14 protein-coding genes are annotated in these 13,567 nt (G+C 40.1%); 3 read left to right on the top strand and 11 right to left on the bottom strand.

Going from position 1 to position 13,567, the window contains the following annotated elements:
• Nucleotides 1-5: 5 nt before the first annotated feature.
• From B7E07_RS14620 to B7E07_RS14635, 4 genes are all read right to left on the bottom strand, one after another.
• Nucleotides 6-908, bottom strand: coding sequence for a 2-dehydropantoate 2-reductase (locus tag B7E07_RS14620; RefSeq protein ID WP_080846566.1), 903 nt, complete (start codon nucleotides 906-908; stop codon nucleotides 6-8).
• Nucleotides 909-1,028: 120 nt separating this feature from the next.
• A complete protein-coding gene (locus tag B7E07_RS14625; RefSeq protein ID WP_080846567.1) occupies nucleotides 1,029-2,570 on the bottom strand; it encodes an acyl-CoA carboxylase subunit beta in 1,542 nt (513 codons plus the stop codon).
• 40 nt (nucleotides 2,571-2,610) lie between these two features.
• Nucleotides 2,611-2,823, bottom strand: a complete 213-nt coding sequence (locus tag B7E07_RS14630) for a biotin/lipoyl-containing protein (RefSeq protein WP_080846570.1) — start codon at nucleotides 2,821-2,823, stop codon at nucleotides 2,611-2,613.
• A 27-nt stretch (nucleotides 2,824-2,850) separates the two neighbouring features.
• Nucleotides 2,851-4,182, bottom strand: a complete 1,332-nt coding sequence (locus B7E07_RS14635; RefSeq protein ID WP_080846573.1) for an acetyl-CoA carboxylase biotin carboxylase subunit — start codon at nucleotides 4,180-4,182, stop codon at nucleotides 2,851-2,853.
• A 454-nt stretch (nucleotides 4,183-4,636) separates the two neighbouring features.
• On the opposite strand from B7E07_RS14635, the gene B7E07_RS14640 reads away from it, so the two are divergent.
• The gene (locus B7E07_RS14640) at nucleotides 4,637-5,101 is read left to right on the top strand and encodes an N-acetyltransferase (protein WP_080846575.1); all 465 of its coding nucleotides are present in this window, start codon (nucleotides 4,637-4,639) and stop codon (nucleotides 5,099-5,101) included.
• A 75-nt stretch (nucleotides 5,102-5,176) separates the two neighbouring features.
• Here B7E07_RS14640 and B7E07_RS14645 read toward each other — a convergent pair whose 3' ends face one another.
• The 3 genes from B7E07_RS14645 to B7E07_RS14655 all read right to left on the bottom strand — a co-directional run bounded on the left by B7E07_RS14645 (nucleotide 5,177) and on the right by B7E07_RS14655 (nucleotide 6,916).
• Nucleotides 5,177-5,773: an RsfA family transcriptional regulator gene (locus B7E07_RS14645; RefSeq protein ID WP_080846577.1), complete on the bottom strand. Its 597-nt coding sequence runs from the start codon at nucleotides 5,771-5,773 to the stop codon at nucleotides 5,177-5,179.
• A 350-nt stretch (nucleotides 5,774-6,123) separates the two neighbouring features.
• Nucleotides 6,124-6,297, bottom strand: a complete 174-nt coding sequence (gene rpmF / locus B7E07_RS14650) for a 50S ribosomal protein L32 (RefSeq protein WP_003348855.1) — start codon at nucleotides 6,295-6,297, stop codon at nucleotides 6,124-6,126.
• Nucleotides 6,298-6,388: 91 nt separating this feature from the next.
• Nucleotides 6,389-6,916 carry a YceD family protein gene (locus B7E07_RS14655; protein WP_080846583.1) on the bottom strand — a complete coding sequence of 176 codons (528 nt, stop codon included), beginning with the start codon at nucleotides 6,914-6,916 and terminating at the stop codon, nucleotides 6,389-6,391.
• A gap of 167 nt (nucleotides 6,917-7,083) precedes the next feature.
• Between B7E07_RS14655 and B7E07_RS14660 the strand changes: the two genes are divergently transcribed.
• On the top strand, nucleotides 7,084-8,292 hold the full coding sequence (locus B7E07_RS14660) for a nucleotidyltransferase (RefSeq protein WP_080846585.1): 1,209 nt from the start codon (nucleotides 7,084-7,086) through the stop codon (nucleotides 8,290-8,292).
• 386 nt (nucleotides 8,293-8,678) lie between these two features.
• Here B7E07_RS14660 and B7E07_RS14665 read toward each other — a convergent pair whose 3' ends face one another.
• Together B7E07_RS14665 and B7E07_RS14670 are read right to left on the bottom strand one after the other, a co-directional pair.
• Complete coding sequence (locus B7E07_RS14665) at nucleotides 8,679-9,695, bottom strand: SepM family pheromone-processing serine protease (protein WP_080846587.1); 1,017 nt, start codon at nucleotides 9,693-9,695, stop codon at nucleotides 8,679-8,681.
• Nucleotides 9,692-10,483, bottom strand: a complete 792-nt coding sequence (locus B7E07_RS14670; RefSeq protein WP_080846588.1) for a patatin-like phospholipase family protein — start codon at nucleotides 10,481-10,483, stop codon at nucleotides 9,692-9,694. Before B7E07_RS14670 ends, B7E07_RS14665 begins: the two co-directional genes overlap by 4 nt.
• A 552-nt stretch (nucleotides 10,484-11,035) precedes the next feature.
• Between B7E07_RS14670 and ylbJ the strand changes: the two genes are divergently transcribed.
• Nucleotides 11,036-12,250: a sporulation integral membrane protein YlbJ gene (gene ylbJ / locus B7E07_RS14675; protein WP_080846589.1), complete on the top strand. Its 1,215-nt coding sequence runs from the start codon at nucleotides 11,036-11,038 to the stop codon at nucleotides 12,248-12,250.
• Nucleotides 12,251-12,272: 22 nt separating this feature from the next.
• Here ylbJ and coaD read toward each other — a convergent pair whose 3' ends face one another.
• Both coaD and rsmD read right to left on the bottom strand, forming a co-directional pair.
• Nucleotides 12,273-12,761: a pantetheine-phosphate adenylyltransferase gene (gene coaD / locus B7E07_RS14680; protein ID WP_139785641.1), complete on the bottom strand. Its 489-nt coding sequence runs from the start codon at nucleotides 12,759-12,761 to the stop codon at nucleotides 12,273-12,275.
• Between the two features lie 123 nt (nucleotides 12,762-12,884).
• Entirely contained in the window at nucleotides 12,885-13,433 is a 549-nt protein-coding gene (gene rsmD / locus B7E07_RS14685; protein WP_080846592.1) for a 16S rRNA (guanine(966)-N(2))-methyltransferase RsmD, read from the bottom strand.
• Nucleotides 13,434-13,567: the final 134 nt, after the last annotated feature.

Consider the following 13,567-nt stretch of genomic DNA (forward strand, 5'->3'; position numbering starts at 1 on the left):
ACATACTAGAGCCCATTTCTATTTATTTGCTCCAGTTCTTTCGCTTTTATACTGTAATAAAAAAGTGCTGTTAACTGCGCCTCAAATTGCTGCTCTCTTGCTTCTTCAAGCAAATAACCTAATATAGCATCCACCTCTGTTTTTCTCCCCTGTTCAAGATCTTTATACATGGAAGAAAAATTAGCAGCCGTTTTCTTACATATATTCTGAACATGAAGAAATCCTTTTTCTTTGTCTGCGACTTGTAAAATGGCGCTAACTTCTTGGTAGAGCATCGTGAAGATTTGCAGATAATAAGAATTTCGAATGATTTCGCCGTTCTTCACCTGAAAAACAGCTGTTAACGGATTGATTACAGCGTTAACAAGCAGCTTTTCAGCAAGCATCGCCTTGTAATTTGTATGCCATTCAAAAGGAAAATCGCTAATATCATTATGAGCCAGTTCACATACTTTCTCACCAGAAAATGCAGCTATTTTTGTCATACCGATTCCTGTATGGGCAATATGATTGCCTGCCTTCTTTAAACTTCCATGTTCAACCGTTCCCACAAATACCAAACCTGCAGTTAATTGGTGAAGCAGTTTAAGATGGCCCATCCCATTTTGCAAAAATAAAAAAGAGTGACTGTCATTTTGACCTTTTAACAATAACGGCATGAGTTCTGGCAAATGATACTGTTTCACTGCCATTATGGTCAAATCCTCTTCACCTTTCCACTCGTGAAAAAGCTGGGACTTTTGTGTGATCTGAGTGTATTGGTTATCCTTCTCCAAGATAAGTCCTTCTCTGGCAATAAGGTCGGCTTGTCCCTGTTGGTGTACATATAAAGTTACTTCATGTTCCTTGCTTAAATAATGAGCGAAAAGCAGCCCAATAGCTCCGCCGCCAATAATAGCGATTTTCATAACAATCTTCCATTCTGTGTATTTAGTATTAGTTTAACAGAATTATTTAACAGTTGTTATAGCAAAAATAGAAAACTTCATGAAACTGCCCCTCTCCAGAGCATGGAAAGGGGCAGTCATTTATACAGGGTAAACAGGATGCTTTCTTACACTAAATGAAAGTTCCTTTGTTGCATATAATTCAAATCGCTTGATTAGAACATCTCTTAAATCATACGGAGACACAATCTCATCAATGATCAGTTCCGAAGCAAGGCTGTATATGTCGATATGCTCCTTATATTCCTGCTGTTTCTCTTGAATAAATTTTACCTTTTCCGCAGGATCTTCAATCTCATTTATTTTATTTGAATAAACGGCATTCACAGCCGCTTCAGGTCCCATTACCGCAATTTGTGCTGTTGGCAATGCTATACAGCAGTCCGGCTCAAATGCAGGTCCAGCCATGGCGTAAAGTCCTGCGCCGTAAGCCTTTCGGACAACTACAGATATTTTCGGAACCGTCGCAGAACTCATTGCTGCAATTAACTTCGCTCCGTGGCGAATGATACCGGCACGTTCAACTTTTGTGCCGATCATGAAGCCTGGAACATCCGCAAGGAAAAGAAGCGGAATATGAAAAGCGTCACATAACTGAATAAACTTGGCTGCTTTATCGGCTGAATCGACAAACAAGACACCGCCTTTCACCTTCGGCTGATTGGCAATGATGCCAACCGTCCTACCATCCAAGCGGGCAAACCCAGTAATCAGCTCGGGAGCAAAGAGCTTTTTCATTTCAAAAAAACTGCCTTCATCAATTAACACATCAATACATTCGTACATATCAAACGGCGCATTTTGATTAGCAGGAATAATCTCCTCTAAATCTCTGCCCATTTTCGGCTCAATCGCCTCTTTTAATGGTGTTTTTTCTTTAAAGCTTGCAGGAAAATAGGATAAATATTCTTTTGCATATTGAATGGCCTCTTCTTCATTCGCTGCCAGCACATCTCCACAGCCGCTAACACTGCAATGCATACGGGCTCCACCCATTTCCTCCAGCGTTACCTTTTCACCGATTACCTTTTCAGCCATCCGAGGAGATCCTAAATACATAGATGCATTTTTATCAACCATGACTACAATATCACAAAAAGCAGGAATATATGCGCCACCTGCAGCTGATGGCCCGAATAATAAACAAATTTGCGGAATCATGCCTGATAGCTTGACTTGATTATAAAAAATTCTTCCTGCCCCGCGGCGATTCGGAAACATGTCGAGCTGATCGGTTATTCTTGCTCCTGCTGAATCCACAAGATAAAGAATAGGCACCTTGAGCTTTTCTGCCGTTTCTTGAATTCTGATGATTTTCTCAACGGTGCGTGCTCCCCAGGAACCTGCTTTAACTGTTGAATCATTCGCCATTACACAGACCGTTTGACTGTTGATCTTCCCGATTGCTGTCACAACTCCATCTGCCGGCAAGCCTGCTTCTTTACAATTTGCGAATTTGCCATCTTCTTCATACTGCCCATCATCAAACAAAAGCTCTAAGCGCTTTCTTACGAAAAGCTTGTTTTGTTCCTGCAATTTTTGGTGGTATTTCTCACTGCCTCCAGCCTCAATCTCCGTTATCTTATCTTTTAAAATTTGTGTGAATGCTTGTATAGTGCTCATCCTCTTCCTCCCTTTAAGGTAACTAATGAACAAGGCATATTTATTCCATTACAAGAAGGACATCCCCTTCATTGACAAAATCACCGATATTCACTTTTACTTCTGCAACTTTGCCACCTTCTAATGCCTCTACAGGAATTTCCATTTTCATTGATTCAAGCATTACAACTTCCTGCCCGGCCGTGACATCATCGCCTGCTCCAATAAATACATTTAAAACGGTCCCTGCCATTGCTGCTTTAATTTCTTTCAATTGAATCTCCCCCTAATGTGTAAGTGCTTACATTTTAATGGTGTTTAAGTATGCAGTTGAGTAACTGCCATTCTGGTAATCTTCCTCTTGTAAAATACGCGTAAAAAGAGGAGCATTTGTTTTAATGCCGGAAATTTTCAGTTCATTAAAAAAGCGAATGGCTTTTTCAATCACCTGTTCTCGTGAAGAACCTGAAATAATACATTTTGCGATCATCGGATCATAAAACGGAGTCACGGTTGATTGAGCAGCATACCCATAATCTACCCTAACACCCTCAAAGTCTGGCCAATGCAGCTCTTCAATTTTTCCTGGTGAAGGCAAAAAGGTGACGGGATCCTCTGCATATAGCCGAAATTCAATACTATGCCCGGCAGAAAATATTTCAGGTTGCTGCAAGGGCAGGTTTTGTCCGCTGGCAATAAGCAATTGCCACTCTACTAAATCAAGCCCTGTAATGCCTTCAGTAACAGGATGCTCTACCTGTAATCTTGTGTTCATTTCCAAAAAATAAAAATGTTCATCTTCATCAACAATAAACTCTATGGTACCTGCATTTTTATAGTGAACAGCAGCAGCTGCTTTCAGTGCCATTTCATACATCTTATTTTTTGTATCTAATGAGAGTGCAGGTGCAGGGGCTTCTTCTATAACCTTTTGATTTCTTCTCTGAATGGAACAATCTCTCTCAAATAAATGAACTTGGCTCCCAGCATAATCTCCAAAAACTTGGATTTCAATATGTCTGGCATTTTCAATGAATTTTTCAAGAAAAATGGTTTCACTGCCAAAATAAGCTTTTGCCCGCGTTTTGACGGTTTGAAACGACTTAACGAGCGCTTGCTCATTTTCACATTTCACCATGCCAATGCCACCGCCGCCGCCACTCGCTTTTAACATGACAGGATAGCCAATCTCTGCGGCGATTGAACAGGCATCCTCTAAACTGGCGACTTGATCACTGCCAGGCACTACGGGTACACCTGCCTGTTTCATAGCCGAGCGAGAATGAATTTTATCGCCCATCAGCTCAATCGTTTCTGGATCTGGGCCAATAAATATCAGGCCTTCCTTGATGACAGCTCTTGCAAAATCTGCATTCTCCGATAAAAAGCCATAGCCTGGATGTATAGCATCTGCACGTTCTGTCTTGGCAATGTTAATGATTGCTTCTGCATTTAAATATGATTTGCTGACTGGCGGCTCGCCAATTCGGACTGCCTTGGTTGCATATTGGACATAAGGCAGATACTGATCTGCATCCGAATAAACAGCAATTGTTTCAATGCCTAATTTATGACAAGTACGCATGATTCTGAGTGCGATTTCTCCCCTGTTCGCAATTACTATTTTTTGCACATTTAATCTCCTTTCAAGTGTTGATCATACTACTACATAACCGTCACAATATTATTTATTTCTACAATCTTCTGTTTATTCCTCCTTTAAATTGAAAACGCTTACGAATTTAATCATTTTTCTCAATAATATGCTGGTTGATTGCAACGGAAGGGGGCGAGACTCCTGCGGGACGAGTGGGAAGGTGAGACCCCACAGGAGCGAATTGCGACGAGGAGGCTTACCTCCCGCCCCGCGGAAAGCGAGTCCCCTGAAGTGGAAATCATTTCACAAACTCATTTGTATGTTTAGTTGACGCATTTAATATTTAGAAGTTGAAAAGGCAGAATTTTTTGTTTTATTAGTATATAATAAGGTTAGAAAGACCAATCTTAGGCATAGCCATCGGTTTGTTAACGGCTTGCAAAAAATGAAAAAGGTATCGTTATTCACTTACGAGCAGGGGGGATTCTATATGGCTTATAAGGTAGAAAAATTAAAAGTAAATTACAAGACATTAGAAGAATTTAAAAGATTTAAAGAATATGGATTACAGGAATTGTCTATGTTTGAAGATCTTGAAGCCAATATTATCGAAAACGACAGTGCCTCTCCTTTCTATGGCATTTATTTCGGCAGCCTTTTAGTTGCACGCATGAGTCTATATAAGGTTGATGCAAAATTTGACCGCTATTTTGATCCGCCAGAGGATTATTTGGAACTCTGGAAATTGGAAGTGCTTCCAGACTATCAGGGAAAAGGATATGGACACGCATTAGTTGATTTTGCAAAAAGCTATGGCTTGCCTATTAAAACCAATCCGCGAGTTAAATCCCAAGAGTTCTGGGCGAAGATGGGTTTTACCTCTGTTCATTACGACATGGAACGTGATCTGGGTGAAAATCCAATTATCTGGTATCCCAGCGGAGCAACAGAATAGAACAGCTAAGAGATAAAGGGGTTTGGAATCATGTATTCCAAACCCCTTTATGTATATGTTAGATAAAATTACGATTTATACTTTAACATTTTTCTGCCGGCCGTCTTCTTTTGTGACAACCATTTGTCTAGCTCTTTCCATTATTTCAATTAGTGCATTATGATCTTTTTCCATATTGGTTAATTCCTCTGTCAGCTTATCATTTTCTGCAGCTAGGGAATAAGTTTGTCTTTCAAGCTCTTGTATGCGCTCTTTATACCCTTCAACGTCTTCTTGATTAATTGATTTTTCAGCTTTTTCATATAATGATTTTAGGTGTTGCACTAATACATCGAAATCAAGCAGATCTGTTTGCTCTACGGTGTTAGCTTCCACAGGAACGGAGGTAATGCCAGCAGCTGTTTCAGGTTCTTGATATGGAGATGGAACCTCCTGCGGATATTTTTTCAGCTCTTTCCGCTGTTTTTTTGCTAATTCGATTCCTGATTTATATTGCTTTCGGACATACGAATTCCAGCGAAACCCGCAAGCGGCCGCTGTTCTTGATAAACGCTTCCCCACTTCTTCAAATGCTAAAAGCTGTGTTCCCCCTTCACGAATATGGCGAAGCACTACTTCTGCTAATAGCAAATCTTCATCTTGTGACCATGCATCCTGCCGTGTTGAAGACATCAGCAAATCCCTCCTAGTGTTTTTTCTTCATTTTATGCTTCTGCTAGAAAAGATAGACTGATATCCTGTTAGATTCTAAACATTTCTTTCATAAAATAAAATGGACGAACTGCTTGAATACTCTTCCTGCTTGATCAGCCATGCTACTCTTGATGGAGTCATGCAGCTTTATGCACAGTGAAACTAGCAGTCCACTTCCAATTTTTTAGAAATCAGAACCTCTTGCACGATGTAGTATTAGTCTATGAGTGGGTAGGATTGAATATAAATTCAAATATAATCGGAAATAACTATAGAAAATAACAAAAGCACAAGAACATAATGTTCTTGTGCTTTTATTGTAAAAGAAATTAGTTGTTTACAACTTCTTTTCCTTTGTAAGTTCCGCAAGCTTTGCACACGCGGTGAGCAAGTTTCATTTCACCACAGTTTGGGCATTCCACCATACCAGGAACCTGTAATTTAAAATGGGTACGACGTTTTCTTTTTGCAGTTTTAGAAGTCCTTCTAAAAGGTACAGCCATTCTTCCCACCTCCTTAAAGAGAATTAAGAAAGTTATGAAGGCCAGATCATGCTGGTTTCTTCAAATGCTTCTTATTTTTTCTATCTTCCTTTTATGTATCGGAAGAAGAATCGTTTTCGTTAAAAAATTGAGCAAGGCCGGCAAGACGAGGATCAATGCTATCCTTCTTTTCCTGCTCGTGGATAACTTCCCAATCTTTTCCGGATTGAGGAGCTCCTTCATCACCGCTATCTTCGCAAAATACTTGCAGAGGCACTTCTAAGATCAAGATTTCATGAATGATCGGCATTAAGTCGATCACATCTCCCTTGAGCTGATAAACCTCTTCTTCCTCCATATCATAACCGATATCTTTTAAAAGAAAAGTTTCAACAGTACTAACATCAATTGGAAGTTTGACATCCACTAATGTCCGGGAGCATGGCAGGATTAAATGCCCTTGAATCTTCAAGTGAAAGGTCACTTTTGCTGAGTCAATGTCAGCACGGCCTGTAACATGCATCGGCGAAGCACGTCTAATGTTCGGATCAATTTTCATGACTTCATCGACATTTACGATTTCATCAATCAAAAAGTCCTTGCTACGATTTTTTTGTAACTGACTTAAAGTCCATTTCATACGAATCACCCCAAGGCAACAAAGGTAATTATAGCTGTCATATAATTATTTGTCAATATTTTTTCTTTACACTATAATGTAGACATTATCAGCGTATTTGAAACTAAAATTTTAAAAATTCTTTTTTAAACTTCCTGCATTTAAATGATTTTGAAGGAGGCCAATCTATGAAAGCTGTTGGCGTTGTTGTTGAATATAATCCTTTTCATAATGGACATGCCTATCATTTGCGTGCCGCAAAAGAAGCTTCTGAGGCAAATATCGTCATTGCTGTCATGAGCGGCAGCTTTCTTCAGCGCGGTGAACCAGCCTTTGCTTCTAAATGGACAAGAGCTGAAATGGCTTTGCGTGCTGGAGCTGACATTGTGTTTGAACTTCCATATCAGTTTGCTGTCCAGCAGGCAGATACATTTGCTGCTGGAGCTGTATCCATTTTAGAAGCTGCAAAGTGTAAGTTCCTTTGCTTTGGAAGCGAGTCCGGTGACATCACCCATTTTCAGAAAGCAGCTGCGTTTTTTTCCCAGCATGAAGAAGAATATCAAGCAAGCATCCGCCAGTTTTTAGAAATTGGAAACAGTTATCCAAAAGCAGCCTCATTAGCAGCACGGAAGCTTCAAAAAGATGAAGACATCCTCGATCTGACTCTGCCTAATAATATTTTAGGCTATCAGTATGTAAAATCTATTATAAAACAAAATGCATCCATAACACCACTCACGATTAAAAGAAAAAATGCGGGTTATCATGATCAATCATTCACCTCTGCTGATATAGCCAGTGCAACAAGCATCCGCAAAACACTCTTTACCGATGGAGGAAGCATAAAGGATATTTCACCATTTGTGCCGCACTCTACATACAGTCTTATGCTGGATTATCAACAGGATTTCGGAACCTTTCATCATTGGGAGCTCTACTGGCCATTCCTGCAATACCGGCTTCTGCATCTAAACGCTGAAGAGCTGAGTTCCATATATGAAATGGAAGAGGGACTTGAACACCGTTTTTTAGCCGCTGCGTTAAAAGCAGATTCATTTCATCATTTTATGACGCTCGTAAAAACAAAACGGTATACATGGACCCGCCTGCAGCGAGCGTGTGTACATATTTTAACGAATTCATCTAAGGAGGAAATGAAAGGACATGAAAAAGCTGATTATTTACGGCTTTTAGGTATGACAGCTAATGGACGTTCCTATCTAAATAAATATAAAAATGATTTAGGTCTTCCGCTCATTTCCAGGGTTTCTTCCAGCCAAGGAGCTGGTCTTGCTCTTGATATTAAAGCTTCCAGAGTATTTGGTTTAGCTGCAGGCTTAAGGAATAAAGAAGCATTCATTACACAAGATTTTACACAGCCTCCGATTATCGTATAAGGAGTATACTCCAGTTTATCTGTTTGCACTCTGGATAAATGCCGCGCTAAGAATAAAGAGGCTGGGGCATAAGTATTTACACAACCACAAAACCGAATGATTAGGAAGTAAATCTTTCTAATCATCCGGTTCTTTATTTGTTCTTAACATTTAATATTTCTAAACATGAGTGAAATGGAGCGGAGGGCCCTCGGCTCCTGTGGACCATAGAGGAAAGGGTGAGACCCCGCAGGAACGACAGCGACGAGGAGCTCAGCTTCCTCCCCACGGAAAGCGAGGGTCCGTAGCGCAGGTGGAACGGGCTTGTGTATACACCCAAACCTTGAAAATGAACATTCGTGTTTTAGAAAGAGTATTTTCGTTTTGTCCCAGCCTCTTCTTCATTTTTATTTTTCTTCTAGTGCCATTAAATATTCAATTGCTTCATTAAAGTTATCTACAGGCACAATTTTCATATCGGTATTAATATCAGCTGCAGCAGCGGATGCTTCTTTAAAGTTGGAATTGTCAGCATCGTTTTCGTTTGGAGCAAAGAAAATTTCGGCCCCTGCCTTATCTGCCGCAACAACCTTTTGATCAATTCCGCCGATGCGCCCGATGGTTCCATCACTGCTCATCGTTCCAGTACCAGCAATCTCATAGCCTCTTGTTAAGTCTTCCTCAACCAATTGATTGTAAATTTCCAAAGAAAACATGAATCCGGCAGATGGTCCTCCAATATCTGAACTATCCACTTTCACTTCTGGATCGACTTTTATCTCCTTGTCGTCAACAAGTGATATGCCAACACCAGGTTTTTTAGTTTGAGGAAGGATATCAACTGTCAAGGCTGCCTCTTCAGTTTTGCCGTTTCTCTCATATGTAAGCATGATTTCATCCCCATCTTTTTTCGAAGCAACAAGGTCAATAAATTGCTGTGAGGATTCAAATTCTGTACCATCAACTGCAAAAATACGATCAGCTGGCTCTAAAATGCCGTCAGCTGGCATGTCAGGCAATACATTTAATACGTACACGCCCCGATAATCAAACTCAACAGGCAAGCCCGCTTTTTTATAGGCTACTTCAATAGCAGACAGTTTCGATGAGTCCATTAAATAGAGCTGACGGACATTATATTCTTCATCTGTCTCATCCTCAGCACGTATATCTTCTACAGGATGAATCTGTTGATACTTGCTCATTTTCGCGATGAGATAGGCATAAATGTTTGCTTTTCCCATTCTGACTGTTGTCAGCATAAAGCTTCCTTCTTCTTCATAGCCGTTCTCAACATCTATGATAGGTTCTAATTCTTTTGCCATACCCGGTTTGGATACATAATAAGGAAGATGGTAAAAAGAACTTAGCATAATTATGATCGCAACGATTATAAAGGAGCGAGTGTAAAAGCGTTTATTCATTCTGGTGCAGGCTCCTTCCAGCTTAAAATATAATTTTTTATATCATTAACTTGCTTGAGCATTTCTTCCTCGCCAATCTTAATGATTTCTTCGATATTGGTAAAAGCTTTAGCACTGAACATTTCCACTCTTGGCTTAATCATAAAATCAGAGGCAATTTCACGATGGAGCACCAATTCCATTTGCATGATATCTAAGCTTTGCATGATTACATCATATATCGAAGTTATTTCTGTATTGACTTTTACATGAGAGACATCCACAGCAATGACGATGTCGGCACCCATTTCTTTAACAACGGATACGGGTACACGATCAACCACTCCTCCATCAACAAGCAGCCGGCCATTGACTCTTTCAGGCACAAAAATCCCTGGGATTGAAATGCTTGCCCGAACCGCATCAGCTACTGGACCGTCTTGAAAAACAACTTTTTCTCCTGTAAGAAGATCGGCCGCAACAACCCGGATCGGAATATTTAATTCCTCTAAACGTTTATTATGCGTAAAAATCCGAATGAGCTCTTTTACTCTTTTTCCTGAGATAAATCCCATTTTCGGAACAGTAAAATCAAGATAATATTTTCTCTTAAATCCTTTAGAAAATTTATATAGCTTGGATAACTCTAATCCAGAAGCATAAAAACAGCCAACCATCGCGCCCATGCTGCTGCCTGCAATCATATCAACCTGTATGCCCTCATCCTCTAATACTTTTAAAACACCTAAATGGGCAAAGCCTCTCGCTCCCCCAGATCCAAGTGCCAGACCAACTTTTGGACGACTCAAAGGATTCCCTCCTTCAGTTACCATGCTTGTATATTCTTATGGTCTATTTTCCATATGTATGAGTATATTGATTAATATGGTACCCAGAAAAGCGGAAGGCGCTTGCTCAGGGACGACAAGCTTAAGACAAGCCAGGCGAAAGGTCGTTCTTTGACCTTTTGAATGGATTGGCTTAAGACCTCGAGTCCCTAGCGCCTGGAGCTAGACAATAAGAAAAGCGGAAGTGGCTTGCTCAGACCCGACAAGCTTAAGACAAGCTGGCATAAAGGTTGTTCTTTAACCTTTAGGACAGATTGACTTATGACCTCGAGCGGCTAGCCGCCGGAGCTAGACAATTCAAAAAGCGGAAGGCGCTTGCCCTTTTAATGAACGCAGACTAAGTTCGCCACGTCCTGTGGCAACGTCTGCACAACCCACATCCTGTGGGCCCCAAGCATAAGACAAGCCAGGCGAAAGGCGATGCCAGTAAGGCAATCATTATTTAAAACATATTTTATCACTAAATGAAATGTGTTGCACAGTATGTTTACTTAAGCAAAGGGAGGATCTGCATTGTTTCGTTCAAAATTAAAAACCATTGTTCTTGCACTTTCTGTAACGATGATGGCCATTTCGCTCATCTCATTTCCGCAGGAGTCTGTAGATGCTTCCATAAGAGGATTAGATATGTGGTGGGAAATTGTTTTTCCTTCGCTGCTTCCTTTTTTTATTGTTTCTGAAATGCTGATTGGCTTCGGAGTTGTTAAATTTATCGGGGTTATGCTTGAACCGCTTATGCGTCCTTTATTTCGGGTGCCTGGTGTAGGTGGATTTGCATGGGCAATGGGAATGGCTTCCGGATTTCCCGCTGGAGCCAAACTATCTGCCAGACTTCGGCAAGAGGGGCAATTAACAAGAGTAGAAGCGGAAAGGCTCGTCTCCTTTACAAATTGTTCTAACCCTCTGTTTATATTTGGTGCTGTTTCAGTCGGCTTTTTTGGAAACGCCAAGCTTGGTGTTATATTGGCACTCGCCCATTATCTAGGCAATTTCACCGTTGGCCTGCTGATGAGGTTTCACGGCCACAAAGAAGACAAAAAACATAAAGAAAGACAAAAAGCACCATCGCTTCGTAAAGCTTTATCAGCCTTACATAAAACAAGAATCAACGATAATCGCCCTATTGGAAAGTTACTGGGTGACGCAGTCATGTCTTCTATTCAAACATTATTAATGATTGGCGGATTCATCATTTTATTCTCGGTAATTAATAAAATGCTCTTCCATGTTGGCATAACGGCCTTTTTAGCAAAAGGCATTGAAATGGCTCTGACCATGCTTCATTTCCCGATTGAACTTAGTCTGCCGCTCATTTCAGGACTTTTTGAGATCACCTTTGGCAGCCAGATGGCCAGTCAGGTGGATGAATCCACTTTAATGCACCAGGCAATTATCGTCAGCTTTGTACTTGGCTTTAGCGGTTTTAGCGTACAAGCCCAAGTAGCCAGCATACTGGCTCAAACAGATATTCGTTTTAAGCCATTCTTTTTTGCAAGAATTCTTCACAGTTGTTTTGCTGCTTTTTACGCTTATTTATTATGGGCGCCAATTTATGTTCGCTTTTACAGCAATGAGCCGACTTCTAATGCCATTCCTGTTTTTAATCTTGGTGAAGGCTTTATGCCAAAAGAAATGCTTGATTCAATGGCAGAGATTGGTCCTTTAGTGACCATTCTGGCGTTGATGGTTTATACAATTATTCTGGCAAAGAGAACCCTGGCAAAATAAATAAGCCTCCCTTAAAGGGGGCTTATTTATTTTCAGCAAATTTCTCTTTCAGAGCAGATTCAACGATTGCTGGCACAAGCTCTGATACATTGCCATTATATTTTGCGACCTCTTTTACAATACTGGAGCTTAAAAAAGAGTATTGATTATTGGTCATCATAAAAAACGTTTCAATTGCATCATCTAATACTCTATTCATAGAAGTGATTTGCATTTCGTATTCAAAATCTGATACAGCGCGCAATCCGCGAATAATCGCACTGGCCTTAACACTTTTAGCATAGTCAACAAGCAGTCCCTGAAAAGAATCTACCTTCACATTTGGAATGTCACTTGTTACGTTTTTAATTAATTCTATTCTCTCTTCTACAGAAAATAGTGGATTTTTAGAAGAGTTGTTTAACACAACCACATGCAGCTGGTCAAACACTTTAGCGCCTCTTTTAATAATATCCAGGTGCCCAAACGTAATGGGATCGAAACTTCCTGGACAAACTGCTACCTTCATCAATATACCCCCAATATGCACACACTTAATGTACCAACTATGGATAACAAATCATGAAGACTTGTTGTAAAAACTTTGTTTTCTCAGCGTTTGGACAAAAAAATCAGGTCCTATGCCTTAATACCATTATTTATTATAAATGGAAATAGAGATCATACCATAATTTTCATGCTTATATTGTTCAAAACCGCCAACATTTTCAGGCAGGTCCACATCTGAACCATGTTCGCAGATAATCATGCCTTTTTCCGAAAGCAAGTCCTCTTTATCTATCATTTCAATTAATTTTACTAGCTGCTGCTTTTTATATGGAGGATCTAAAAATATGTAATCAAATACAAGCTCCCTCTTAATAATCGCCTTTAAGGCTCTTTCAGCATCATTACGATAGACTTCACTTTGTTCAGTAAAACCGCTTGCTGCAATATTATCGTGAATGGTCTGGATTGCCATCCGATCCCGATCAACAAAAATCACTTTGTCTACACCTCTGCTGAGTGCTTCAATGCCTAATCCGCCGCTCCCGGCAAATAAATCAAGACACAGGCCACCTTCAAAGTAGGGACCAATCATATTAAATAATGCTTCTTTCACTTTATCAGTTGTCGGACGGGTAGTGTTTCCGGGGACTGGCTTTAAGCTTCTCCCTTTCTGTGAACCTGAAACAACTCTCATATTATCACCACTGCTACTATTTTCAATTTTTTTCTTCCCTATCCTATCATATTTGCCGTTCGCAATCCAACCAATATTTTGTAATCGCTCTCATTTTTTTCTTTATATAGACTGTTTTCGCAAACTTTGTTACT

Source organism: Cytobacillus gottheilii (assembly GCF_900166665.1).
In the GTDB taxonomy this organism is placed as follows: domain Bacteria; phylum Bacillota; class Bacilli; order Bacillales; family Cytobacillaceae; genus Cytobacillus; species Cytobacillus gottheilii_A.